Consider the following 24,693-nt stretch of genomic DNA (forward strand, 5'->3'; position numbering starts at 1 on the left):
TTCTGCTCGCTACGCTCGCTTCACTCCCTGATTCAAATCCCGGCTCGTGGTACACGAACACGCGACACCGGCTCAGTCGCTTCGCTCCTTCGCGTGGTGTCGCTGAGAATCGGTAGTGGACTCGCCGGGATTTGAACCCGGGGCCTCTTCCTTGCGAAGGAAGCGATCTGCCACTGATCTACGAGCCCTCGTCTGCACCCGAACCGAGCCGCGCGATTCACTTGTACGTTCCGTTTTCAGCGTCGAACGCGAAGCAGTCCCACGCGCCCGGCGGCCAGTCCGAGGAGCAAGCCGGTGAAGTGTGCGATGAGCGCCACGCCCGGGGCGGCCGTCGCCAGGGTCACGCCAGCGGCGACGACGACGAGTAGGACGGCCGTCACCTTCGGCGGGATACGGAGCGTCTGGAACGCCCACTCGGTGGCGACGTTGCTCGCGAGGAGGTAGCCCCCGAGGGCGAACACGGCACCGCTGGCACCGAGCACGCCGGCCGGTCCTGGCCGGAGCGCCCCACCGACCCAGACCTGCGCGAGGCCGGCGACGACCCCGGAGGCGAGGAAGAACGCGTGGTAGCGGAGGGCGGTCGTGTCGAACTCGACTGGCACGCCGACGAGCACGAGCGCGACGCTGTTCGCGAGCAGGTGGGCGACGCCGCCGTGAGCGTAGACGCTCAACACGAGCGGCACGGGGTCGGCGCGACCGGTGAGCACGAACAGCCCACTCAACCCGAGAAACGACAACGGCACCTGCACGGCGAACACGGCGACGAAGAGGAGGAGCGTCTGGAGCGTCGGGCTCCGGGCGAGGCGTCCCATGGACGGACGACGGAGCGGCGGAGGATGAAGCTGACGCCGCGGCTCACGACGTGGGTACCGGAACGGAGCGACCGCGAAGCCGTCGGCTCGGCGGTCGAATAAGAGAGAACGGTGAGTGAGTGCAACGCCTTAGCGCTGCGGTCTCGGTCCTCAGTCCTCGAGGACGATCTCGATGGAGACGTCGTTGGGAACCTGGATGCGCATCAGCTGGCGCAGGGCGCGTTCGTCGGCGTCGATGTCGATGAGACGCTTGTGGACGCGCATCTCCCAGTGCTCCCAGGTCGCCGTCCCTTCGCCGTCGGGCGACTTGCGGGACGGGACCCCGAGCGTCTTCGTCGGCAGCGGGATGGGGCCGCTCAGCGCGACACCCGTCTTGTCCGCGATCTCTCGGACGTCGTCGCAGATGTCCTCGAGGTCGTCGGGGCTGGTCCCCGCGAGGCGGACGCGTGCTTGCTGCATCTATCGCTCGTTGACCTCGAGCACCTTGCCGGCCGCGATGGTCTGACCCATGTCGCGGATGGCGAAGGAGCCGAGCTCGGGGATCTCGCCGGACGGCTCGATCGAGAGCGGCTTCTGCGGTCGGATGGTGACGACCGCGGCGTCGCCGGACTTGATGAAGTCCGGGTTCTCCTCGGCGACCTCACCCGACGCGGGGTCGATCTTCTGGTTGATCTCCTCGACCGTACAGGCGACCTGTGCGGTGTGAGCGTGGAAGACCGGGGTGTAGCCGGCGGTGATGACCGACGGGTGCTGCATCACGACGATCTGGGCCTTGAACGTCTCGGCCACCGACGGCGGGTCGTCGGCCGGGCCACAGACGTCGCCGCGGCGGATGTCGTCCTTGCCGATGCCGCGGACGTTGAACCCGACGTTGTCACCGGGCTCGGCCTGCGGAACCTCCTCGTGGTGCATCTCGATGGTCTTGACCTCGCCGCCGACGTCGGACGGCTGGAACGAGACGTTCGAGCCGACGTCGAGGGTACCGGTCTCGACACGGCCGACCGGGACCGTACCGATGCCGGAGATGGTGTAGACGTCCTGAATCGGGAGTCGGAGCGGCGCGTCCGTCGGCGGCTCGACCTCCGCGAGGTCGTTGAGAGCCTCGAGGAGCGTCGGGCCGTCGTACCACGACGTGTTCTCGGAGCGGTCGGCGATGTTGTCGCCCTCGAACGCCGAGATCGGGATGAACGTGGTCTCGTCGCTGAAGCGGACCTGCTTGAGGAGCTGCTTGACCTCTTCGGTGACCTCCTCGAAGGTGTCCTCGCTGTAGTCGACGACGTCCATCTTGTTCACGCCGATGATGAGCTCGTTGATACCCAGCGTGCGGGCCAGGAACACGTGCTCTCGGGTCTGCGGCGCGACACCGTCGTCGGCGGCGACGACGAGGACGGCGTTGTCGGCCTGCGAGGCGCCCGTGATCATGTTCTTCACGAAGTCACGGTGGCCCGGGCAGTCGACGATGGTGAAGTAGTACTTGTCCGTGTCGAACTCCTGGTGGGCGATGTCGATGGTGACCCCGCGCTCGCGCTCCTCTGCGAGGTTGTCCATGACGTAGGCGAACTCGAATCCGCCCTTGCCCTTCTCTTCGGCTTCCTCGCGGTGCTGCTCGATGACGTGCTCGGGGACGGACCCTGTCTCGAACAGGAGTCGGCCCACGAGCGTACTCTTGCCGTGGTCGACGTGGCCGATGATGGCCAGGTTCTGGTGCGGTTTGTCTTCGCTCATGGGTGATGTCACGCGCTAAGGCGCTTCTGTGGGTTTCTTTTGGTTGAGCCACCTAAAACCATTTCGAATCGTCCTGCGCGCCAGGTCGGCGCCGTCGTGCGGTTTGTGGGATACACCCACGTGCTAGGATGGAACACGGCCGGGCCCACGGCCCGTCGACAGAGTCGGCACTCCCAGCCGACTCAGCGATACCCCTCCAGCATCGACTCGACGTACTTCGCCACCACGTCGACCTCGAGGTGGACGGGGTCGCCGACCGCCTTCGACGACAGCGTCGTCAGTTCGTACGTCGTCGGGATGATAGCCACCGCGAACTCGGCGTCGTCGCGGTCGGCGACGGTGAGGCTGATGCCGTCGACCGTGACGGACCCCTTCTCCACGACGTACGGCGCGAGCGACTCGGGCAGGGCGAACTCGAAGAACCAGTCGTCGCCGACCGCCTCGACCGCCTCGACCGTCGCCGTCGCGTCGACGTGGCCCTGCACGATGTGACCGTCGAACCGCCCGTCGGCTCGGAGTGCCCGTTCGAGGTTCACCGCGTCGCCGACGGCGACCTCCCCGAGGTAGGAGCGCTCGACCGTCTCGCGCGCGAGAAACACGTCGAACCAGTTGGACCCGTGGTCCGACCGGTCCGCCTCCTCGCGAGGGCCGTACGCCTCGACGGTGAGACACACGCCCGAGACGCTGATGGACTGGCCGTGGTGGAGGTCGTCGAACGTCGTCGCGATTCGCAGTCGTCGTCCGCCCTCGTCTGCCGTCGCGTCGAGCACCTCGCCGGTCTCCTCGACGATGCCGGTGAACATACCCGTCGTAGCGGCGGTCGGGAAGAAAGCGTTCCGGAGCGCTCCGGTCGCGTCGCCGGCCGAGAGGAAGTCGGTACGAGGGTTCAAATCCGAGGACGGGACCAGCTCTAGGTATGCGGTGAGGAATTACCACGGGACGCTGTGACCGGCGCGGGAGCGTCGGTGGTCGGTCGGTCCACGGCGGTCGTCGGGCGGCGACCTGCTCGACGCTGCCGCCGACGCCGATACCGACCCGACGAGTGCGGCGACCGTCCCGTGACCGCGCCGTCGCCGCCTGCCCGCCCACGACCCGACCGGGAGTGACACTCCCTATCGCCGACTTTTTCCTGGCGACGCCGAGAGAGCGGGTATGAGCCTCCCGACGCGCCTCCGGAACAGCTTCGTCGCCGGGCTGTTTCTCGTCACCCCGCTCGCGGTGACGGTGTTCGTCCTGCAGTTCGTCTTCGACCGCGTCGCGCTCGCGCTCCGCCCGCTCGTCGTCCGAATCAGCCCGTGGGTCGCGGACGCGCTCAACTACCAGGGTGACATTGTCTTCCTCGCCCAGTTACTGGCCGCACTCCTGCTCGCGGCGGCCATCACCGCCGTCGGCTTCGTCGCCTCCCGAAGCCTCGGCCGACGCCTGTTCGGCGGGTTCGAGCGCGGCGTCCGGCTCGTCCCGATGGTCCGCACCGTCTACTTCGGCGTTCGGCAGGTCGCCGAGTCGCTCACCGAGCGCTCCGCCCGGTACGAGAGCGTCGTACTCGTCGAGTACCCCCGCGAGGGCGTCTACTCCATCGGCTTCGTCACCAACGAGAGCCCCCGGGTGGCGAAGGAGGCGACCGGCGCCGACGCGGTGAACGTCTTCTTCCCGAACAGCCCGAACCCGACCGCCGGGCGACTCGCTCTCGTCGACGAGAGCGAGGTGTACGAGGTCGACATGTCCGTCCGGCGTGGCATCCGACTGCTCGTCACCACGGGGCTGACCGTCGAGGACGTCGACGAGCTCCCGGCGGGCGTCGCCCGCTGAGGGCGGGGAGTCGGGGGGGTGGCACCGAGCCGCCCGGTCAGCCGGTCGGCTGGAGGCCCCAGAGGAGCGCGATGCCGACTGTCGTCACGACGGCGAGCAACAGTTGGAGCGGCGCGCCGACCCGGACGTAGTCGGTGAACCGGTAGCCGCCGGGACCGTACACCATGAGGTTCGTCTGGTAGCCGACGGGAGTCATGAACGCCGTCGACGCCGCGAACGTCACCGCGAGCACGAACGCGAACGGGTCGGCGCCGACGACCGGCGACTCGGCGGTGCGGACGGCGATAGGGAGCAGGAGCACGACGCTCGCGACCGGCGTGATGACGTTCGCGAGCAGTCCGGTGAGGACGTAGAACAGCCCGAGGACGACGACCGGTGGGACGACGCCTGCGCTGGCGACGACCAGTTCGGCGAGCAGGGCCGCACCGCCGGTCTCTCGCAGGGCGACGCCGAGCGGGATGACGCCCGCGAGCAGGAAGATGACGGTCCAGTTCACCGACTCGTAGGCGTCGCTCGTCGAGAGGACGCCGGTGGCGACCATGGCGACGACGCCACCGAGCGCGGCGATGACGATGGGGGCGAGCCCCAACGCCGCCGTCGCCACCACGGCGCCGACGATGCCGAGGGCGGTGAGCGTCCGGGGGACGTCGAGCGGCTCCATCCCGTCGACGTCGATGAGCTCACTGGTGACGACGAGGTCCGGCGTCTCGTGGAGGTACGACGCCGTCCCGGCGGTCGTCTGCAGCAAAATTGCATCCCCCGCCCGGAGTTCGACCTCCCGGAACGCCTCGCGGACCAGTTCGCCGCCGGCCCGTCGAATCGCGAGCACGGTCGCGTCGTAACGCTCGCGGAGTCGGGCGCCCCCGACCGTCTCGCCGACGAGGTCCGAGTTCGAGGGGACGACCACCTCGACGAGCGTCCCGGTCGCCGGTCCGCCGAGCTCCTCGTCGCCGACCGCCGCACCCGGGAGGTATCGAAGGTCGGCCAGTCGGCAGAACCGCCGGATGTCGGTCGGGCTACCGCGGACCGTGAGGATGTCCCGAGCCTCCACGTCGCGGTCGGAGTCGGCGGCGACGAAGTGCTCGGCACCCCGCACCACGTCGAGAACGTCGAGGTCGAGGTCCCGCTGGACGTCGCCGCTCACCTCGGCGACGGGCGTTCCGACCAACGGCGAGCGCGCCGGGACGAGCACGCGCGCGAGGTACTCCTCGACGCCGTACCGCTCGGTCCGCCCGCCTGCCGGGACCCGCGAGGGGAGCAGCGCCCGTCCGACCGTCAGGAGGTACGCCCCGCCGACGACGAGGACGACGGCACCGAGCGCGGTGAACTCGAACATCGAGAACGGACGGCCGATGAGTTGCGCGGAGAGGTCGCTCGCGACGAGGTTCGTCGCGGTGCCGATGAGGGTCAGGGTGCCACCGAGCATCGAGGCGTACGACAGCGGAATCAGGAGCTTCGAGGGTGAGACGCCCGCCTCCTCGGCGAGTTCGGACACCATCGGGATGAAGACGGCGACGACCGGCGTGTTGTTGATGACGCCCGCGATGGGGCCGGCCAAGGCGATTGTCGCCACGAGGAGCCGGTTCTCGTCGCCTCGCGTCACCCGCGCCACCTCGGCGCCCAACCGGCGGACGATTCCCGTCTCCTGAATCCCCCGGCTGAGGACGTACATCGCGAGAATGGTCACCGTCGCGGCGTTCGAGAACCCGGACAGCGCCACGACGGGTCCGACCTGCGTCCACGGTTCGAAAAGCGCGAGGACGACGATGAGCCCGACGGCCGTCGTGTCCGGCGGCAGGGCCTCGGTGACGAACAGCACTATCGTCAGGACGACGAGCGCGAAGACGAGTGCCGTCCCGGTCTCCAACCCGAACACGACCATACCCGCACCACCACCCGCGACGGCTTAGCCGTTGTCCGATTTCTCACCGTCGTCACTCGCGGGGCTTATGCCGGCCCACGGAGTACCGGTTCCCGATGGGGCTCGGAATCATCGACACGCTCGGGGTCGCCGGCTCGCTCGTGTTCGCCATCCCGCTCGGTATCTACGGCATCGACGCACTGCTCTCCGGGCGGACGTTCCTCGGCGGGTTCTGTCTCGCCGTCGCCGTCGCGATGGTCGCGCTCCCCCACTACCTCACGACGCCGACCGACCTCGTCGGCGGCGCCGCAAAGCGGGTGACGGGGAAGGCGGTGAAGGCGCCCGAGGAGGACGGCGGTGGGAACGGGAGTGAGAGCGGAACGCGGGAGAACGGGGAGTAGCCGGACCGGTCAGGGGTCGAAGTCGCGGTATACCGTAGGGTTCAGCGACCGCGGCAGGTCCACGAGCGTCGTCGTCTCGTCCTCGCCGACGACCAGCAGGTCCGCCACCCGGACGGCTCCCTCCTCGGCGTCCCGGACGGCGGCGTCGACGGCGACGACCGCCCCGGCCGGCACCGACTCGCCACGCTCGGGAAGCGGCGGTTCGCGGGCCGCGAGTCCGACGCCGTACACGTCGGCGACGGCGTCGGTGCCGACGTCGGCGTCGGTGTCGGTGGTGTCGGGTCCGTCTCCGGTCGTCGCTCCGTCTCCACCCGTCCCCGTGCTCGGCGTGAACCCGAACGACCCGAGTTCGGCGACGGCCTCCCGCCGGACGGCGTCGGCGTCGACGCCCGGTTCGAGTTCGCCAGCCGCGACTCGGAGCGCCGACGTGACGGCGACGTGCGCCCGGCGTTCCCACCCGCCTCGGCTGTCGGCGACGAGCGTCCGGACGAACCGTGCGTGGTAACCCGAGGGGAGTCGGGGCGCGAGTTCGACGACGAGCGGCCGCCGCGGGTCGAGGGGTTCGGTCGATTCGGAGGCGTCGGTCGGCGAGAGCGCCACGCGGTCGACGCCGACCGCCCCAGCGGCGGCGAGCGCCGTCCGAACGGCCGTCCGGAGCGAGTCGGTGTCCAGGTCGGCGCGGTCATCGTCGTCGGGGTCTACTTTCGAGGCCACCCGACCGAGCCCTCCGGCGGCGACGCGCTGTGCCTCGCACAGGCGGTCCCGCTCGCCGGGCGTCTTCGAGGCCCGCGCCGTGGCGAGCGCCGGGGTCGACGCGAGGTCGTAGCCGGCGCGGTCGAGGTAGAGCGCGGCGTCGTGTGGAAGGTCGCGGGGGACGAGAACCGTCCCGCCAACCTCACCCGGGTCGGCCGCGTCATCTCGACCAGTTGGGTCGTCTGCGTCGCCGCCGAGCAGGTCCGAGAGGAGCGCCGCCGCGTGCCGCCCGACGGGGGTGTCGCCGGTGCGACGAGCGACGGGCAGTGGCGATTCGACCGGGTCGCCGCCGTCGAACGGCGTGGTCGGCGGAAGGCTCAGGGCCACGTCCGTGGGTGTGAGGACGACCGCACGGTCGCCGACGGTCGCGGACCCGCTCAGGTAGCGAACGTCGGGCGTGTCGGCGCCGACGGCGACGAAGCCGACGGCTCCCGCGTCGTCGATTTCGTCGCGGAGAAGGTCGACGACGTGGTCGACGGGGGGCGCCGGGTCGTCACCGGTCGGAGAGGCGTCCGGTTCCGAGTCGGACGGCGCCCCGTCGGTCACGGTTACGCTTCGGGTTCGGGCGCGACCGGTTCATCCTGGGCCGCCTCGAGCATCTCCTCGACGTCGTCCTCGCGGAGTTCGTTGTGGAGGAGGACGCTCACCGGCAGGGTAGGGGCGCCGCTGACGAGGTTCTCGAGGAGGACGAGGCGCTCGCGTGCGCGCGACATTCCGACGTAGAACACGCGGCGCTCGTTGTCGGTGAGGACCGGCACGGGGCTGGTGGTCTTGGTGAACTCCTCGACACCGTCGACCTCGATGCCCTGCTGGTCGATGGTCGCCGCCATCTGCTCGACGACCTTCTCGGTGAGGTCGGTGGCGACGAACACGTGGTCGGCCTCGCGACCCTTCGCGGAGTGGATGGTGCCGACGCGGACGCGGTTCGGGTCCATCCCCTTGTACTGACCGCCGAAGTACGCCTTCACCGTCTTGCGCTGGAAGGACGTGACCTTCCGCACCATGTCGCCGGCGGAGGGGCCGTCGGGCATGAACGGCGCGTGCTCTTTGACCTCGTCGGCGGGAATCTCTATCTCCGCGAGGTCGTCGGTGTCGGCGGACTCCTCGTAGTCCTCGACGAGGTCGAACAGGTCGTCGCGGTCGTTCGAGCCGAACGCGGAGTCCTGCAGCATGTCGGCGAGCCGCCGGGTCTGCAGGCCGGTGAGGGGCTCGCCGGCCTCCATCGACTCGACCGCGCGGACGTACTCCGTGAGGCGGTCGGTCCACATCCGCTGGTCGGTCATCACCGAGAACGGGATACCCTCGCCGATGAACTCGTCGATGAACTGGAACATCTGGTAGCGCGCCCGGAAGAGGAGCATCAGGTCGCCGTCGTCCTGCTGGACGGTGTAGCGGACGTTCCTGACGAGGTCGAGCATCGAGGGGTTCTGGACGGCCTCGACGGCCCCGCCCTCCTTGCGCGGCTTGAGGTCCTTCTCCTGACGCTTCTCGATGTGTCGAATCTCCTTGTTGACGACGTTGAGGATGCGCGAGGGGAGTCGGTAGGAGTTCGGGAGCACCACGTCCTCCTGGCGCTCGGCGTCGAGCAGGAGGTTCGGGTCGGCGCCCTGCCACGCGTAGACGACCTGGTCGTCGTCGCCGGCGATGAGCACCTTCTCCACGTTGGGTTTCCACTCCTCGTAGACGCGGTACTGCAGCGAGGTGATGTCCTGGAACTCGTCGATGATGAGGTAGTCGACGTTCGGCTGGAGCGAGCGCTGGGCGACGCGTTCGAGCATGTCGGCGAAGCCGACGAGGCTGTGTTCGCCCTTGTAGGCGCGCCAGCCGCGGATGGCCTCGGGGATGTCGACGCGGTCGTCGTCGGAGGGCCACGTCGGCGTGTACTTGTTCCCCTCCTGGGCGTTGGGGTCGATGTCCGGCGGGAGGCGGACCTCCTCTTCGTTCCACTGGAAGGGCACGTCGTACCAGTCGGCGACCTCGCGGTCGGTGCGCTGGAGCCACTGGCTCGTCGCGATGACCTTGTTGCCGATGGTCGTCGACCGGGCGGTTCGGCGGCCGGCGCCGCCGTACTCGTCCTCGTACTCGATGCCGAACTCCTCACAGAACTCCTGTTTGTCGTTCTCGCCCACCACGTCGCCGCGCGAGAGGTTCAACAGTTCGTAGGCTTTCGCGTGCATCGTCGCGACGTTCCCCTGTAGGCTCCGTGGGGTCGTATCGAGGCGCTCGGCGAGGCGTTCGCGGACCTCGGCCGCCGCGGCACGGGTGTAGGAGACGACGAGGATGTCCCGCACGTCCACGTCGTCGTCGTCGAGAATCTCGTCGACCCGGTCGAGCAGGGCGGTCGTCTTCCCGCTCCCGGGACCGCCGAACAGCCGGGTGATGTGAGCACCGGATTCGCTCATTACACACGTTCTCGCCGGCATACCCCATAAACGGCATGACTTTCGGCTCCTGTTGTCGGCCGGCTGAAACGACCGGGTCGCGGCGACTGTTGTCCGGTCGTCTGCAGTGGCTCCGGATCCGATGGTCGTGTCGAAAACGGGCCGAACCGGGCGGACGGGGTCCACCGCGGTCGGGAAAATCGAGCGGTCGAGTTCGGGCGGTCGAACTCAGGCGGTCGGATGCCAGCCACAGACCGAGCACTCCACGGCGGCGTCGTCGTGGATGCCGCCGCAGTCGGGGCACTGTTTCTTGTTATACGACCGGTCCCATCGCTCCGGCTCGGTGGTGTGACCACGGTCGGCGAGGAACTGATCGAGAACGTCGTCGGTCGGTGCTGACGCCATACACGTCACGGTATGGCATACCACTACTTAGTTGTGGTGGGTCGAACAGCCGGCCGGTCGGCCTAGTAATCGCGTACGCAACCGAACACGCTCCCGGTAACCGGAGCGTACGGCAGAGAAATCCGACGCGAGCACGGGACACGGTGACGAACGCGGCAGAGGGTGACACGCATCGTCGGAGCTAAGTGGGTACACCAAAACGAGTAAATATGGAACAGTCGAACGCGTCGGGTGACGTTCGCGGGGCCCTCTCGGAGCTCCGAGCGGGAACCACGGGCGTGACGGTCGACGGCGAGGGGCCGTACAACGTTCGTGAGCGTCGGGAGCGGGCGAACTACCACGGAGAGTACGTCGACACCGTCGTCGACCTCATCGGCGAGCGCAGTCGGCTCCGGATTCTCGCGAACGACCGCGGCGAGCGCGGGAGCGGCGAGCCGACCGCCTTCGAGGTCGACCCCGAAGGGAACCGCGTCTCGGAGGCCCGGACGGTCGGGGCCATCACGCTCCACGCGACCATCACTTCGGACGTGACCGTACGCGACTACGTCGAGTCGCTGCGGTAGCCCGCCACCGCCCGGAAGCTGCGTTTACAGCCCGTACAACGCCCCGAACTTCTCGTCGACGTAATCGAGGAAGTAGTCGGCCGTGAGCGGTTCGCCCGTCGCCACCTCGACGAGCTCGTCGGTCCGGTAGCGCTGGCCGTGGCGGTGGACGTGTTCGGTCATCCACTCCGCGATGGGTTCGTACTCCCCCTCCCGGACGAGTCCGTCCACGTCCAGGTCCTCCCTGACTGCGGCGTCGAGCTGGGCGGCGAGCACGCTGCCGACCGTGTAGTTCTGGAAGCTCGCGAAGCCGGTCGACCAGTGGATGTCCTGCAGACATCCTTCGGCGTCGGTGTCGGGGACGACGCCGAGGTACTCCTCCATCTTCCCGTTCCACAGCTCGGGGATGTCGTCGGCGTCGACCTCGCCGGCGACGAACGCGCTGTCGATTTCGGTCCGGAGGATGATGTGGAGGTGGTAGGTGAGCTCGTCCGCTTCGACGCGAATCAGGTTCTCGGGGTAGATGCGGTTCACCGCGGCGTACGCCTCGTCGACGGTGACGTCGTCGACGCCGTCGAGATGCTCTTTGAGCGTCGGCAGGAACCGTTCCCAGAAGGGTCGCGAGCGACCCACGTGGTTCTCCCAAAATCGGGACTGTGACTCGTGGATGCGCCCCACCGACTGCCCCAGCGGGCTCCCGTAGTGCTCCTGAGGGAGCCCGAGCTGGTAGCTCGCGTGGCCGAACTCGTGTATCGTCGCCGTCAGCGCGTCGAGCGGGTCGTCGGGCGTGAACCGCGTCGTCACGCGCGCGTCGAACTGGTTGCCAGCCATGAACGGGTGGGGCGCGGTGTCGAGCCGACCTCTGGAGCGGTCGTAGCCGAGTTCGTCGAGCGCCGCCTCACAGAGCGCGCGCTGGTCGGCCTCGGGGAACTCCCCCGCGAACGGTCGCGGGAGGTCGTCGCCTCGAGCCTCGATGTCGGCGATGAGCGGCACCAGCTTCTCGCGCAGGCGCTCGAACACGCGTTCGACCGTCGACAGCGGCAGGTCGGGGTCGGTCCCCTCGTACATCACCTCGTAGGGCGCCTTCCCGGGGTCGATGTGCTCGGCGCGCTCGACGTGGAGTTCGCGTAGCTCCTCCAGCGTGGGCGCGAACGACGCGAAGTCGTCCTCGGCCTTCGCGTCCTGCCACGTGCGCTGAGAGGCTGTCTGGGCCTCGGTCAGCTCCTCGACCAGCTCGCTCGGCACGTCGACCGCGTGGTCATACTCCCGTCGAATCTCCCGGACGACCGCCGTCCGCTCGTCGTCCAACTCGCTCGACTCGAGCGTCGAGAGGAGTTCGCCCGTGCGCTCGTCCGTCAGGTGGTCGTGCCGCGAGGCGAAGAGCGCCGAGAGCTGTTTCCCGCGGGCGGGCGAGCCGCCCTCGGGCATCATCGTCTGCTGGTCCCAACTCAACACCAGCGCACCCTGCGCGAGGTTCGACACGCGCGCGAAGCGGTCGGTGAGCTCGTCGTAGGCGGCGTCCGGCTCCGGAGCGGATTCAGATGAATCGATTGACACGAAACCATCTGAGCGCCGAGGCCCTATGAAATCGGGTGTTCACCGCGCCGAACTCACCTGTCTGATTAAATTCATCTGATAATCGACAGAACCCTTAAGTTAAATTTTTCGACAATCGGTGGCACGGAATGAATGCACTATGGCACAGAAGATGTCCGAGTTCCTCCGGGAGCACCCGAAGTTCATGGGCGCACTATTCACGAGTATCATGCTGCTGTCGCAGGCGGGGGCGGTCGCGGCGAACAACTCGGTTACGATTGGCGGGCCGTAAGCAAAGAGTCAATATCCAGTTCGTCAGACCAGTAGAGCGAATTCTCGTATCGAACCGGAGTGAGTTCTAACTGGAAGAACTCTCGCAGTTCATCAAAACCCAAGGAGAACGGGCCTGCACTCCCTAAGTAATACTGAGAGACATCATCGAGCAACGGGCTCGAGATTGCGCCCAGACCGCGTGTTTCGGAGGGGTAGTAGTCGATACCCACCGTCACCGACTCGTCGTCCGAAACGGACTCAATTCTGGTGAGTACTGGCGCACCACTGTCGGGGTGGCACAGTGTCATTCCACCGCTTCCGAGAATCGTGTACCGGTACGCCGTCATCAGTTGGTCTCTGATAATCGACAACGAGGACCGGAGGGTGAACCCGCAGTTCAGCAGGCGTGCGATGGTCCGCCCGAACTCCGTCGCCAGCGTGTTCTCGACCTCCGCGAGCGTCACCACGCCGGCGTAGCTCCCGCGGTCGATGAGCGCCTGCCCCTGCTCGTAGGACCGACAGGCGTTCAGCAGGAACGCGTCGGCGCCGGCCTCGAACTCGGTCGCGGTCACGTCGAGGTGGCCGTCAGAACACTGCATCCCGCGCTCGTCGACGTGGCCGATGTAGTGCAGGAAGTCGGTGTCGGTCTCGAGCACCTGCACGAGTTGGTCGCGGGTGAGGTCGTAGTGGGCCTCGATGTCGAAGGTCAGCAGGTCCCGGAGTCCGTAGAGGTCGGCCACCACGTCCTCCTCGCGCATCTGCTCGTCGTTGCAGACGACGGTGACGCCGATGCTACTGCGCTGTTTGGGCTCCCGCTCGATTCGCCGACGGTAGGACTGCGCCGTCGCCTTGTTCGCGCCGAGCGGGTAGCCGTCGCCGACCCAGGCGTGCTCGACGGTGTCGGTCGGGTCCGGGCTGACGATGTTCGAGTGCGTCTCCTCCGAGGAACTGTCCGCACCGCGGACCAACCCGCTCGTCCCGGCGCTCCGGAAGAAGTCGGTTACCGCCTGGGGTTCGGCGGCGGCCGCCTCCGGCGCCTCGTGGCGGGGACACCGGACGAGCGAGAGGTCGTTGGCGACGAACGGGAGCATCTCGACGTTCTCCGCGGTCGGGTCGATGTCGGTCGTCAGACTCCAGTTCGGGAGGTGCGCTTCGAGCTCCGCGAACGGCACGTCGAGGTACGCCCGCAGGCGGGCCGAGAAGGGGAGGTCGTACAGCCGACCGAAGTCGAGGTCGACCGACGACTCGACCGGCCCCCGCTCGTGGAGGTCGACCGGGTACAACCCCTCCGTGCGCGTCAGACAGTCGAGGAAGAACGTCTGTCTGAGCGTCCGCGCCACGCCGCGTTCGAGCGGCGACGGTTCCCTCATCGCGTCGACCGACCCCGGCGCGGGGACCGACAGCGAGTGGCTCCACCCGTCTCCGGCCAACCGCGGCGTCTCGCCCGGCACCACGTCGGCCCCGAGGTAGTACGCGAGCGGCGCGACGGCGAACACGGCGCGTCGCTCGGGCGGGACGACGACCGAGACGCTCGTCTGTGGGCGCTCGAGGAACGACGGCGCCGAGAACGTCTCGCCGAGTTCGAACAGCGGCGGGTGGCCTCGGAGCGTCGGGAACGACCGCTCGGGCGACGCCGTGGTCAGCGCCGACCCCAGCGTCGACACCGCCCGCATCAGCGTCTCCGGGTCGCCGGTCGTCGTCACCGTCCCGGCCGGGCGCTCGTGGAACGACCGGACGCCGACCCGAACCGTGGTCGTCTCGCCGAAGTCGAGGACGGTGTCGGTCCCCGCGGAGCGGACCGCGAGCGACCCCTCGCCGGCCACGTACAGCTTCACGGGCGCCGTGGTCACCTCCACGTCGTACTCGCCGGCCGGGAGCGACACCGCCTCGCGGTTGTCGGAGCGGGCGACGGGGACGCCCGTCGCGTCACGGACGATGGTCGCGGCGATCTTCGGAAGCGTGAGCGTCCGGGTCTCGACGGCGAAGGCGACGTCCACCGGGAACCGAAGCGCGTCCCCGTCCGTGGGTCGCGGCCTCGCCGTCGCGTCGGCGAACAGGTCGAAGCGCGCGTTCTCGATGTCGTCGACGATTCGGACGCCGGTCCGCCCCTCGCGTCGGTCCGGAGCCGGTCCACCGGCCGGAGCGTCGGGCACGGCCTCGAACGGGAGGTAGCGCAACGGCGCCCGGCTCATATCCGCACCCACTCCGTCGCCCCGTGCTCCGGGAGGTGCCACCGCTGCTCGGGGCCGAGAGTCGCCCGGCGACGGAGTTCGATTCGAGCGTCGAACAGGGGGGCGACCGTCGCCACCCGCTCGTCGTCGTCCGGGACCGGACAGTGGACGTGACCGAGGCCGCGGACGCCGCGGACGGTCGCCGTCAGGAGTCGGAGAAACCGAATCGTCCCGGTCGCCTCGCTCGTCCCGACCCCGTCTGACTCGTCGACCGCGCCGGTCGTGTCCGTCATGTCGACGCCACCGGGGCCCCCAAACGGGGCGAACGACCCGAGCGAGTCGACACAGAGGCGGAGTTCCCCGCGCGTCAGGCCGGCGTGGTCGACCGCGGCGAGTTCGTCGAACACCGCCTCCGACAGCGACCGGAGGGGAGCGGTCGAACCGGCCTCGCCGGTCCGCTCGCCGTCGGTCCCGGAGCGCCGGACCGTCGACTCGGAGTCCGTGTCGCCGGCGGTGGACCGACCGCCCGTCGTCTCCGTCTTCCCCGTCTTCCCCGTCGTCTCCGTCTTCCCCCTCGCCTCCGCCTTTCCCGTCGCTCGCCGGAGGTCCTCGGAGTCGCGTCGGTCGACGACCCGGACCGCCTCGCCGTCCGGAGCGACGCCCGCCGGGAGATGCGTCTCGACCGCCTCGGCATCGGGCGCGGTGAGGATGACCACGCGCGTTCGGGCCTGCAGCGGGTCGCCGAGGAGTCGGCGAGTGGCCTCCGCGCGGGCGCGGGCGTCCACGTCACCGGTGACGAGGAGGACACAGCCGTCGCGCTTCAGTCGGCGCAGACGGGCGGCGAGCGCGGCCCCCTCGTCGCCTCCGGACACACCCATCTCCCGCATCATACCTCCCATCGCGGATTAAACGTTTCGTGCGGGGTGACGGGCCGACGGTGGAGGGCCAGACGAACGCCGACGACGCGTCGGTCGACCGCTGACCGGGCGGCGGCGGCGCGACAGGGACCGAACCCCTAAAGGCGGGTGCGTCCGTCGGTCGGGTAATGACCACGCTCGGAAGCGCGAGCGCGGCCCCCGGCGAGGTCGACTTCGGCCGGCTGGAGGTGGGCGAGTCCAGGGACGGGAGCGCCGTCGGCCTGCCGGTCGCCGTCGTCAACGGGGCGCGCGACGGGAAGACGCTCTACGTGCAGGCCGCGAGCGACGGCGACGAACTCAACGGCGTCGGCGTCGTCAACCGTGTCGTCCCCCAGCTCGACCCCGCGGAGATATCCGGCACGGTGCTCGTCGTCGGCATCGTCAACTACCACGCCTTCCAGGTCGCGGAACACCGCAACCCCATCGACGACACGAAGATGAACCGGGCGTACCCCGGCGACGCGAGCGGCACCTCGAGCGAGCGCATCGCCCACGCCACCTTCGAGGCCGCGACCCGCGCCGACCTGATTCTCGACCTCCACCAGGGTTCTACCTCTCGAATGATCGACGAGGTCCGCGTGCGCTGTGGCACCCGCCACCGCCTCCACCGGGAGTGTCTCGAACTCGCCAAGACGTTCGGCTGCGGCTACGTCCTCGACCAGAAGGGGCCCGACGGCCAACTCGCCCGCGCCGGCCCCGACGAGGGGATTCCGACGGTCGACCCCGAACTCGGCGGCGCCGTCGGCTGGGACCGGGAGAGCATCCGGAAGGGCGTCGACGGCGTCTTCAACGTCCTTCGAGGGTACGGCTTCCTCGACGGCGGGGTCGACGCCGAACCCCAGACCCGCGCCACCGGATTCGACCAGTACGGCGCGCCGCGCGGCGGCGTCGTCCGTTTCGAGAAGGAACTCGGCGACGAGGTCCGCGCGGGCGACACCCTCTATCGCATCACCGACGTGTTCGGCACGACGAAGGCGCGCGTCACCGCCGACAACGACGGCCTCTTCTGGCGCGAGCGGCGCCTCCCGCAGGTCGCCACCGGCGAGTACGTCTGCTCGGTCGGCACCGGCATCGACACGTACTGACCGACCGACGGCGCCGGACGGCGCCGAGCGGCCGGCGAGACGCACCGACGTCAAGACGGCCGGGTTCGAGAGGTTCTCCGGCGGACGAATACATATTAGATGCGTTCGCCCTCGACCATAACACAACAACGGGTCACTCTTAGGTACGATACTGTTCTCCGTCGAATCGCTTGGCACGCGAACGGGCGGCACGCGCGGGCGGGGGTTCGACACACCACACCACTGGGACGACGGACCACGCACCTAGCACACCACCGCGGACACACCGACACACCACCGCGGCGCCACCGTTTTCTCGAGAGTCGAGCCGACGAGCGCCGGCATCGCTCGCCCCGGTGGTCTTCGACGCCCATCGACGGTCCGAGCCGTCGCATCGGGAGTCGCCCCCTCTTGTGGCCTGCTGGAACCGTCACCTACTGGTTCCGTCCGGCCCACGCCCGGGTATGCCCGCGAGTCTCGTCTGTCCCGACTGTGGCGCCACCTACGACGACCGCTGGCGCTGTTCCTGTGGTGCCCCGCTCGAGTTCGCCGACCCGCCACGACCCGCCCCGACCGGCGAGGAAGGCTCGGCGTCGGCTCCCGGCCCCTTCGACGCCCGCGCGGGGCTCTGGTCGTTCGATGCGTTTCTCCCGGTCGGCGCCGACCCGGCCGACCGCGTCACGCTCGGCGAGGGGCTGACCCCGCTCGTCGACGCCCCGGACTGGGACGCGACGTTCAAACTGGAGTACGTCTTCCCGACGGGGAGTTTCAAGGACCGCGGCGCGACGACGACGCTCACGCGGGCGAGCGAACTCGGCGTGGAGCGCGTCGTCGAAGACTCCTCCGGCAACGCCGGCGCAGCGGTCGCGACCTACGCCGCACGGGCCGGTATCGACGCCGAGATATACGTCCCCGCGGGGGTCAAGGACTCGAAGCTCCGGGCCATCGAACGCGCCGGGGCGACACCCGTCCGCGTCGAGGGGTCCCGCGAGGACGTGACCGACGCCTGCCTCGACGCCGTCCGCGAGGGCGATGCGTGGTACGCCAGCCACGCGTGGAACCCCGCGTTCTTCGCCGGAACGGCGACGGTCGCCTACGAGGTCGCCCTCCAGCGGGACTGGTCCGTCCCGGACGCGGTCGTCACGCCGCTCGGCCACGGGACGCTCTTCCTCGGCGCCTATCGCGGGTTCCGCGCGCTGTACGAGGCGGGGTGGACCGACTCGATGCCGAGGCTGCTCGGCGCGCAGGCGGCGGGGTACGCCCCCATCGCGGCCGAACTCCACGGCGAGGCGGCCGCCGACGGCGACAACGACGCCGCCGACGGCATCCGGATTCGCGACCCGGTCCAGCGGGAGGCGATTCTGGAGGCGGTCGAGGACACCGACGGCGACGCAATCGCCCTCGGGAGCCACGCAGTGGAGGCCGAACTCGACCGGCTCCACCGGGCGGGGTTCTACACCGAACCGACCTGTGCGGTCGCGCCGGCGGCGCTCCGCGAGTACCGCGAGCGCGGCGTGCTCGACGAGTCGGACGACGTGGTCGTCCCGCTCACGGGGAGCGGGCTGAAGGGGTAGCGGGAGTAGGGTAGTCACTGAGACCGTGGAGAAAGGATGGATGGGAAGGAAACCGCAGGACGGCTGGCACCGCCGCCGGTCGGGCAGGTCGCCGCCCGACTCACCGGGCGTCGTCGAGGGTGACGAAGTCCCCCTCGGCCGCGGTAATCCACGTGGTCAACATCTGTTCCTCGTCGGCGTTGCGGGGGTAGAACGTGCACTGGTCGTCGCCGAGGTCCGTCGACTCCAGGACGAACTCGACGTCGAACACCGGCCACCGGTTCAGGCCGTCACGGTACGCACCAGTCGTGTCGACCCCACTATTGTCGGACGTGCTCATGGTAGATCACTCCGGCCACCCACTGTCGAGGCCGGCTTCACGGATAGTCCGAAGCGTTCTCACCCCTTTGCTATGCGTTCTCTAACGGAACGCTGGCACTGCCTTTCGAACGTATAGGCCCCCCATTCTCCGGTTATTCGGACGTTAACGGGTGGACGTCGCCGTCGTCCGCGCCTATCGCTCGGGGTGAGTCGGCCCGTCGAACCCCCCGCGGACGAGCGGCTTCGCGACGTGACGCCGGGCACAGGGGGGCACCTCGTACCAGCCGAGGTCGAGGTCGCGCTCGACGGGGCGGTCGACCTTCCCCGACGCCGCCGTCCCGCAGTCGCGACAGCGGTACCCCTGATTTCGCCCGGCGCTTCCCATCGCCCGCCCACAGTCCGGACAGGTCGGCGTCGCCGGCTCGGTTCGAACGAGTTCCCGGACGGCGAACTTCTCCAGTTTGAGCGTCCCGTCTCCGACCTCGCCACAGACGAGGAGGCGGTCGCCGGGGCGGAGCGCTCGGACTCGGTCGCGGAACCGTTTGGTGGGCTCGAAGGCGACGCAGTCGAGTTCGGGACCGGGCGCGTCGCCGTCGCCCCCCACCGGTCGCACCGACACGAACACGTGTCCCCCGCGGCGGGTCTCGGGGTCGCTCGCGACGACCCCCGTGACGCGATAGGCGCGACCGTCGCGAAGCTCCTCGAACCCGACGCGGTCGTCGACGACCGCCTCCCGGAGGTGGGCGTCGGTGCCCTGGTTCGTCCGGAACAGCGAGACCCGTTCGACGGACTCCGAGTCGATTGCGTCGGCGACGGCACGAACCGAACGGGAGTCGTCACCCCGGATTCCGTAGAGAATCGGCCCCGGTGCGTTCGGGACGCAGACGGTCTCCCCCTCGACGCGGTCGACGGTGTCCCACACCGCCGGATATCCGGTCTCGGCGGCCGCGAACACCGACTCGTCGTCGACCTCGCGTGGGGTTCCACACCGGGTGAAGTCGCGGTAGGCGACGAACTCGTAGGTCCAGTCCGCGAAGGCGGCGTCGGCGCCGACCGCGGCGAGCGCGCCGATGCGGCCCCGGCCACCGGCCCAGCCGCGGTGGCGATAGCCGTGTGTCTCGGCGAGGGCCACGGCGCCGTCGGTCGTGTGGAAGTCGCGGACGGCGTCGCGGGCGAAGTCGGCGACGGCGGCGGGAACGTCGTCGGGACCGCCGGGGGCGACGACGACTCCGGGGCTGGTCCGCGGGTCCTCGACCTCGGCGAGCGGGTCGAGTTCGGCGCAGGCGAGGTCGAAGGCGGCCTCGGGGGCCAGGTCGACGTGGAGGGCGAGGGCGGCGTTGCCCCGGGTCTTCTGCTCGACGGCGGGGTTGAGCCGGACGAGCAGTCGGTCGTGGACCGCCCCGTTCCGGGCTTCGACCGCCTCGGCGATGCGCGCGGCGAGGTACGTCGTACACATCCCCCGCTCGCGCGAGTCGGTGTCGTCGAGGCCGATGAGCGTCACGTCCCCCACTCGACGGTCGTCGGGCAAGGCGTTTTCGCGTCGACTCGGGGAGCCTCCGGGCCTTCACGACCCCGCCAAAGCCGGCGATTTCGAATATATAACTCCTCCGACCATCTACGGAGTGAATCGGGGGACGTAGCGGGGGGCGTGGACGAAACGGTTATGTGTCGGGAATCGCTTATTACCCCCTATGTCGCGGTCCGCACTGGTGGGTAACGTCACCGCGATGCTCGAGGACGCCGGGTTCATGGTGAGCGAACGCGCCACCGTCCGACCCAAGAGCTTCGACCTCGCCGCCCGGCGTGGAGAGGACCTGCTGCTACTGAAGGTACTCGGCAACGTCGACGCCTTCGACGGCGTCACCGGCGCCGAGATGCGGCGGCTCGGCTCGTATCTCTCGGCGACGCCGCTCGTCGTCGGGCTGCGTACGCGCGACGAGGAGCTCAAACCGGGCGTCGTCTACTTCCGCCACGGCGTCCCGGTGTTGAACCCGGACACGGCGCTCGACCTGTTCGTCGAGGAGGTGCCGCCGCTCATCTACGCGGCGCCGGGCGGCCTCTACGTGAACATCGACGGCGACCTGCTCGCCGACGAGCGCGAACGCCGGGATTGGAGCCTCGGTCGTCTCGCGACCGAACTCGGCGTCTCGCGCCGGACGGTGTCGAAGTACGAGGACGGGATGAACGCCTCCATCGAGGTGGCCATCCAGCTCGAGGAGGTGTTCGACCAGCCGTTCTCCTCGCCGGTCGAGGTGCTGGACGGCGCCGAGGCGGTCAGGGACGCCGACCCGACGCCCGAGGACCCCGAACCCGAGGACGACGACGCCCACGTCGTCACCGTGCTCACCCGCGCCGGGTTCACCGTCCACCCGACGGCCCGCGCCCCCTTCAAGGCGGTCAGCGAGGACGACGACGGTCGCGAGGTGAACGTCCTCACCGGCCACTCGCCGTTCACCCGGAGCGCCGAGAAGCGCGCCCGCATCATGTCCTCCATCGGCGAGGTCACGCGCACGCGTTCGGTGTACTTCACCGAGGAGACCTCGAAGCGCGAATCCGTCGAGGGGACTGCGCTCGTCTCCTGTGAGGAGCTCGCCGAGGTCGACGACCCGGACGTCATCCGCGACCTCATCCGCGAGCGCACCCGCGAGCCCGCCGAGTCGTAACGCCGGCGCCTCTCGCCCGAGGCGGCGGCCGCGTCGTCCCGGACCGACGCCGACCCCCGGCCGGCTGACCGGTCCCGCCGCTGGCCCGTCGAATCACGTTCTTCGTCTTCGGACGCCTACTGAGCGGTATGCAGGGGAGTTCGCAGTGGGAGAGGGGCACGACGGTGACGGTTTCGACGCTGCGGGACGCCGTGGCCGCGGCCGTCGCAGAGTGGCCCGGCGTCACGACGAAGCGCACGTTCGGCTGTCCCGCCTTTCTCGCGCGGGGCGAGGTGTTCGCGCTCGTGAGCGAGCAGGGGCTCACGCTCACGCGACTCGACGCCGACGACCGTCGTCTGCTCGCCGAGACCCGAGACGCCCGACCGTTCCGCGCGAGCGGGCTCGAGTTCGGACGCTGGGTGACCGTCCCGGTCGAATCCGGCGATTTGGAGGGGATACAGGTCCTACTCAGAGCGAGCTACGAGGCGACGCTCCGGGAGTGAGTCAGAAGGTGGAAGCTTCGGAGCGGTCCAGTCGAGTCGGCCGAACTCAGGCCGCCGCGCCGTCACCGTAGGTCTGTTCGAGGTAGTCGACGATGTCGTCGCTCTCGGGCATCCCCTCGACGCCGTGCTCGGGGTCGACGAGCACCGGGACGCCCGTCTGGCCGCTGACCTCCTCGACCTCGGTCCGCTCGCCGTGCGAGCGTGGAACCTCGTGGGAGACGTACTCCAGACCGAGTTCGTCCAGCTTGCTCTTCACCTTCGCGCAGTACGGACAGCCGGGCAGGTCGTAGAGTTCGATCGACGTGGACGTCATCGGGTCGGGAGTAGTCGACCCAACGTAATGAACGCGATGGTGGTGTGTGGCGCGAACACCCGGTCGTGGCCGTCGACGGGTCGGTCGTGGCGCCGGGGTGGACCGGTCGCTCCGGAGAACTCGTCCCCCGAGAACGACCCCCTCAGTCGGCGCCGGACCGACTCCGCACGGGCGACTCAGCGGGGCGACTCGTCAGCGTCGCGACAAGTCCGCCGAGCACCGCAGCCGCGACGAACGTCCCGAGCGCTGGGACGAGGGGCGCCGTCGGGGAGCGCTGGAGGACCAGCACCGCGAGTAGCGCCGCGATGGCCGCGAGCAACCGGGGCGTGGGGTCCGCCGCGTCGTTCGCCCGCGCCCGTTCGAGACCGAACCCGACCGCGGCGGGGACGACGAGAAACAGGAGCGGTCCGAGCGCACCGAAGCCGGCGGCGCTCGCGCCGACGCCGGCGCCGACGAGGAGCGCGACCGGAGTCGCCGTCCGTCGGAGCGCCGCGCCGTCGACGCCGAGTCGGACCGCGAGGGGACCGGCGAGTGGGCGCAAGAGCGCGCGACAGGTGAGGGCGACGACGGCGCCGACGGCGAGACCAATCGCGACTGTGACGGCGAACCGGGAGACGACGTCAAGCGGTATCCACGCCCCGACGAACCACCAGTCGGGACCGGATTCGAGTTGGAGGGGCGACATCTCGACTACGAGGGTGACCTCTCGGCACATAACTGTTCGGGAGGTGACCGGAAGGGGAGTTGGCTGGAAGAGATGACCGACGGGCCGTCCGTCGGTCACCGAGCGTGTCGCTCGGCCGGTCGAGAATCGGGAGGGGGAGAGGGAGGGTTCTCCGACGAGGGAGGTCGCCGGGAACTGAAACGCGGTCCGGTCACCGTCCGACCCAGGTCCGGCGGCGAACCGCATCTGAACCAACGGGAGCGACCCTCATAGTTAATCCGTATTTAAATCAGCCCGATACGACGGGTAGGATACACCCTCCGAGCCCGCCGAGGCCGTACATCGCCACGTCTCGTCGGTATCGAGGAGTCGTCCCGGTCGAGGGACAGGGGGTTACGACTTCTCGACGTACCGGACCAGGGCCTTCCCGACCGCACCGACGAGCATGAGGAACGATCCGACGATGAAGGTGTAGATATCGAGTCGCGTCACCGACTCGAACAGGAACAGGACGCTCCCGACGAAGAACAGAACGTTGCCGAGGATACCGAGGCTCAGGTGTATCCACTCGTACTCTTGGACGAGTACTCTCAACGCGCTCGCGTGGCTGTTCGAGGACTTGTCACTTCTCTGGACGTTCTCGGGCATAGTATCTGGAACGTTCGCGGGTCGCCCCGGTACCGACTCGTCGGTCGGGTCGGGGCTCGGAACCGTTTCGAACGAAGAAGGGCGGCCGAATAAGCGTTCAGGCCACCGCACGGTGCGGTCGCTCCGGGGTCGGTGGCAGCGTTAAGAGAGTGCGCCGGCCGGGAGTCGAACCCGGGCTATTGGCTTGGGAAGCCAATGTCCTACCACTGGACCACCGGCGCTCGTTTCAGTCGCGCCGTACCCCCGTTCGCGTCGTCCACGGGGACACCGGCGCTCGAATCGGCGTACCACCACGTACCCCACCCGCTCACTTCAACGTGCCGCTTCCCTCCGGCGAAGAGCGCGCGAGTCGTACCGGAACGGAGGGTAAATCTCCGCCTACGAGGGTGTTCTCGGCCGAGTAGGGTGCAACTGACAGAAGTCCCACGACGTACTGAAGGCGTTGCTAACGGGTGGAACGTCGGGTGGACGAACGTCCACCGTCCGGCGACGACGCGTGCCTATTTGTTCGAGGCGGTTCTACCAGCGTTCGATGAGCGTGGACACGGACGCGGACTTCTCCGTTCTCGACGACGACGCACCGCTCGACCTCCGACTCTCCGCCGAGGAGCTGGGGCGACACCACGAGCACATCGTGTCGTTCGTCCGCGAGACGGTCGAGAGCGCCGGCGCCGACGGGGCCGTGCTCGGCCTCTCGGGCGGTATCGACTCGACGACGACGGCGTACCTCACCGTCGAAGCACTGGGGACGGAGGGGCTGCACGGACTCGTGATGCCGAGCGCCGTCAACAGCGAGGAGAACATGAGCGACGCCGAGCGCGTCGCCGAGGAGTTGGGCATCGAGTACGACGTGATCGAGATCGGCCCTATCGCCGACGCGTTCGCCGAGGCGATGCCCGAGGCGGCCGAGGACACCGAGGCGCTCGGGAACGTGTACGTCCGGACGCGAGCGGTGCTCAACTACTTCGCCGCGAACCACGAGAACCGCATCGTGCTCGGCACCGGCAACCGGAGCGAGGCGATGACCGGCTACTACACGAAGTACGGCGACGGCGCCGTCGACTGTCACCCCATCGGCAACCTCTACAAGCAGCAGGTGCGCCAGCTCGCCGCCCACGTCGGCGTCCCCGAGGACCTCGTGATGAAGACCCCCTCCGCCGAGATGTGGGAGGGCCAGACCGACGAGGGGGAGATGGGCGTCGGCTACGACCACGTGGACGCGATACTCGCGCTCCACGTCGACGGACCGCTGTCGAAGTCGGCGACGGTCCGCGCCCTCGACGGCGTCACCGAGGCGCAGGTCGAACGCGTGGTCGAGCTGGTCGAACGCAGCGAGCACAAGCGCGCGATGCCGCCTGCGCCGTCCGAACTGCGGGTGTAGGCCGGGGCCGAAATGGGA

General features: G+C 69.1%; 26 protein-coding genes and 2 tRNA genes. 10 read left to right on the forward strand and 18 right to left on the reverse strand.

Going from position 1 to position 24,693, the window contains the following annotated elements:
* Positions 1-116: 116 nt before the first annotated feature.
* The 5 genes from N5095_RS16410 to N5095_RS16430 all read right to left on the reverse strand — a co-directional run bounded on the left by N5095_RS16410 (position 117) and on the right by N5095_RS16430 (position 3,340).
* Positions 117-188 (reverse strand) — tRNA-Ala (locus tag N5095_RS16410).
* A 48-nt stretch (positions 189-236) separates the two neighbouring features.
* On the reverse strand, positions 237-812 hold the full coding sequence (locus N5095_RS16415) for a rhomboid family intramembrane serine protease (protein ID WP_267624147.1): 576 nt from the start codon (positions 810-812) through the stop codon (positions 237-239).
* Positions 813-962: 150 nt separating this feature from the next.
* Complete coding sequence (gene rpsJ, locus N5095_RS16420; RefSeq protein ID WP_267624149.1) at positions 963-1,271, reverse strand: 30S ribosomal protein S10; 309 nt, start codon at positions 1,269-1,271, stop codon at positions 963-965.
* Complete coding sequence (gene tuf / locus N5095_RS16425; RefSeq protein ID WP_267624151.1) at positions 1,272-2,537, reverse strand: translation elongation factor EF-1 subunit alpha; 1,266 nt, start codon at positions 2,535-2,537, stop codon at positions 1,272-1,274.
* Between the two features lie 182 nt (positions 2,538-2,719).
* Positions 2,720-3,340 (reverse strand): riboflavin synthase, encoded by a 621-nt coding sequence (locus tag N5095_RS16430; RefSeq protein WP_267624152.1) that lies wholly within the window; start codon positions 3,338-3,340, stop codon positions 2,720-2,722.
* On the opposite strand from N5095_RS16430, the gene N5095_RS16435 reads away from it, so the two are divergent.
* Complete coding sequence (locus tag N5095_RS16435) at positions 3,333-3,485, forward strand: hypothetical protein (protein WP_267624154.1); 153 nt, start codon at positions 3,333-3,335, stop codon at positions 3,483-3,485. The genes N5095_RS16430 and N5095_RS16435 overlap by 8 nt on opposite strands.
* Before the next feature lie 204 nt (positions 3,486-3,689).
* Complete coding sequence (locus tag N5095_RS16440; protein ID WP_267624156.1) at positions 3,690-4,346, forward strand: DUF502 domain-containing protein; 657 nt, start codon at positions 3,690-3,692, stop codon at positions 4,344-4,346.
* Between the two features lie 37 nt (positions 4,347-4,383).
* Here N5095_RS16440 and N5095_RS16445 read toward each other — a convergent pair whose 3' ends face one another.
* A complete protein-coding gene (locus tag N5095_RS16445; protein WP_267624158.1) occupies positions 4,384-6,228 on the reverse strand; it encodes an SLC13 family permease in 1,845 nt (614 codons plus the stop codon).
* A gap of 95 nt (positions 6,229-6,323) precedes the next feature.
* Between N5095_RS16445 and N5095_RS16450 the strand changes: the two genes are divergently transcribed.
* Entirely contained in the window at positions 6,324-6,608 is a 285-nt protein-coding gene (locus tag N5095_RS16450; protein ID WP_267624160.1) for a DUF7533 family protein, read from the forward strand.
* A gap of 9 nt (positions 6,609-6,617) precedes the next feature.
* On the opposite strand, the gene N5095_RS22400 is transcribed toward N5095_RS16450, so the two are convergent.
* The 3 genes from N5095_RS22400 to N5095_RS16465 form a co-directional block, all read right to left on the reverse strand.
* Positions 6,618-7,907: a M24 family metallopeptidase gene (locus N5095_RS22400; protein WP_267624162.1), complete on the reverse strand. Its 1,290-nt coding sequence runs from the start codon at positions 7,905-7,907 to the stop codon at positions 6,618-6,620.
* Positions 7,908-7,909: 2 nt separating this feature from the next.
* Entirely contained in the window at positions 7,910-9,763 is a 1,854-nt protein-coding gene (locus tag N5095_RS16460) for a UvrD-helicase domain-containing protein (protein ID WP_267624164.1), read from the reverse strand.
* 207 nt (positions 9,764-9,970) lie between these two features.
* Positions 9,971-10,147, reverse strand: a complete 177-nt coding sequence (locus N5095_RS16465) for an HVO_0416 family zinc finger protein (protein ID WP_267624166.1) — start codon at positions 10,145-10,147, stop codon at positions 9,971-9,973.
* A gap of 209 nt (positions 10,148-10,356) precedes the next feature.
* On the opposite strand from N5095_RS16465, the gene N5095_RS16470 reads away from it, so the two are divergent.
* Positions 10,357-10,710: a hypothetical protein gene (locus N5095_RS16470; RefSeq protein WP_267624167.1), complete on the forward strand. Its 354-nt coding sequence runs from the start codon at positions 10,357-10,359 to the stop codon at positions 10,708-10,710.
* A gap of 24 nt (positions 10,711-10,734) precedes the next feature.
* Here N5095_RS16470 and N5095_RS16475 read toward each other — a convergent pair whose 3' ends face one another.
* Complete coding sequence (locus N5095_RS16475) at positions 10,735-12,246, reverse strand: carboxypeptidase M32 (protein WP_267624169.1); 1,512 nt, start codon at positions 12,244-12,246, stop codon at positions 10,735-10,737.
* Positions 12,247-12,385: 139 nt separating this feature from the next.
* On the opposite strand from N5095_RS16475, the gene N5095_RS16480 reads away from it, so the two are divergent.
* The gene (locus N5095_RS16480; protein WP_267624171.1) at positions 12,386-12,517 is read left to right on the forward strand and encodes a DUF7503 family protein; all 132 of its coding nucleotides are present in this window, start codon (positions 12,386-12,388) and stop codon (positions 12,515-12,517) included.
* On the opposite strand, the gene N5095_RS16485 is transcribed toward N5095_RS16480, so the two are convergent.
* The gene (locus N5095_RS16485; RefSeq protein ID WP_267624173.1) at positions 12,498-14,690 is read right to left on the reverse strand and encodes a caspase family protein; all 2,193 of its coding nucleotides are present in this window, start codon (positions 14,688-14,690) and stop codon (positions 12,498-12,500) included. The two genes, N5095_RS16480 and N5095_RS16485, sit on opposite strands and share 20 nt — an antisense overlap.
* The gene (locus N5095_RS16490; RefSeq protein WP_267624175.1) at positions 14,687-15,547 is read right to left on the reverse strand and encodes a DUF7504 family protein; all 861 of its coding nucleotides are present in this window, start codon (positions 15,545-15,547) and stop codon (positions 14,687-14,689) included. Before N5095_RS16490 ends, N5095_RS16485 begins: the two co-directional genes overlap by 4 nt.
* A 167-nt stretch (positions 15,548-15,714) precedes the next feature.
* On the opposite strand from N5095_RS16490, the gene N5095_RS16495 reads away from it, so the two are divergent.
* Together N5095_RS16495 and N5095_RS16500 are read left to right on the forward strand one after the other, a co-directional pair.
* The gene (locus N5095_RS16495) at positions 15,715-16,671 is read left to right on the forward strand and encodes a succinylglutamate desuccinylase/aspartoacylase family protein (RefSeq protein WP_267624176.1); all 957 of its coding nucleotides are present in this window, start codon (positions 15,715-15,717) and stop codon (positions 16,669-16,671) included.
* A 443-nt stretch (positions 16,672-17,114) separates the two neighbouring features.
* Positions 17,115-18,224 carry a pyridoxal-phosphate dependent enzyme gene (locus tag N5095_RS16500; RefSeq protein ID WP_267624178.1) on the forward strand — a complete coding sequence of 370 codons (1,110 nt, stop codon included), beginning with the start codon at positions 17,115-17,117 and terminating at the stop codon, positions 18,222-18,224.
* A 100-nt stretch (positions 18,225-18,324) separates the two neighbouring features.
* Here N5095_RS16500 and N5095_RS16505 read toward each other — a convergent pair whose 3' ends face one another.
* Both N5095_RS16505 and N5095_RS16510 read right to left on the reverse strand, forming a co-directional pair.
* Positions 18,325-18,543, reverse strand: a complete 219-nt coding sequence (locus N5095_RS16505; protein WP_267624179.1) for a DUF7511 domain-containing protein — start codon at positions 18,541-18,543, stop codon at positions 18,325-18,327.
* Between the two features lie 174 nt (positions 18,544-18,717).
* Positions 18,718-20,025 (reverse strand): tRNA(Ile)(2)-agmatinylcytidine synthase, encoded by a 1,308-nt coding sequence (locus N5095_RS16510; RefSeq protein ID WP_267624181.1) that lies wholly within the window; start codon positions 20,023-20,025, stop codon positions 18,718-18,720.
* Between the two features lie 190 nt (positions 20,026-20,215).
* On the opposite strand from N5095_RS16510, the gene N5095_RS16515 reads away from it, so the two are divergent.
* Positions 20,216-21,187 (forward strand): transcriptional regulator, encoded by a 972-nt coding sequence (locus N5095_RS16515; protein WP_267624183.1) that lies wholly within the window; start codon positions 20,216-20,218, stop codon positions 21,185-21,187.
* Positions 21,188-21,315: 128 nt separating this feature from the next.
* Positions 21,316-21,669, forward strand: coding sequence for a TfoX/Sxy family protein (locus tag N5095_RS16520; RefSeq protein WP_267624185.1), 354 nt, complete (start codon positions 21,316-21,318; stop codon positions 21,667-21,669).
* Between the two features lie 46 nt (positions 21,670-21,715).
* On the opposite strand, the gene N5095_RS16525 is transcribed toward N5095_RS16520, so the two are convergent.
* The 4 genes from N5095_RS16525 to N5095_RS16540 all read right to left on the reverse strand — a co-directional run bounded on the left by N5095_RS16525 (position 21,716) and on the right by N5095_RS16540 (position 23,515).
* Positions 21,716-21,982, reverse strand: coding sequence for a glutathione S-transferase N-terminal domain-containing protein (locus N5095_RS16525; protein ID WP_267624186.1), 267 nt, complete (start codon positions 21,980-21,982; stop codon positions 21,716-21,718).
* 142 nt (positions 21,983-22,124) lie between these two features.
* Complete coding sequence (locus N5095_RS16530) at positions 22,125-22,667, reverse strand: hypothetical protein (protein WP_267624188.1); 543 nt, start codon at positions 22,665-22,667, stop codon at positions 22,125-22,127.
* Positions 22,668-23,039: 372 nt separating this feature from the next.
* Complete coding sequence (locus N5095_RS16535; protein ID WP_267624190.1) at positions 23,040-23,294, reverse strand: YrhK family protein; 255 nt, start codon at positions 23,292-23,294, stop codon at positions 23,040-23,042.
* 150 nt (positions 23,295-23,444) lie between these two features.
* Positions 23,445-23,515: transfer RNA gene (locus tag N5095_RS16540), tRNA-Gly, on the reverse strand.
* A gap of 311 nt (positions 23,516-23,826) precedes the next feature.
* Between N5095_RS16540 and N5095_RS16545 the strand changes: the two genes are divergently transcribed.
* Positions 23,827-24,675: an NAD+ synthase gene (locus N5095_RS16545; protein ID WP_267624191.1), complete on the forward strand. Its 849-nt coding sequence runs from the start codon at positions 23,827-23,829 to the stop codon at positions 24,673-24,675.
* Positions 24,676-24,693 lie beyond the last annotated feature (18 nt).

Source organism: Halobium salinum (assembly GCF_026586625.1).
Lineage (GTDB): Archaea > Halobacteriota > Halobacteria > Halobacteriales > Haloferacaceae > Halobium > Halobium salinum.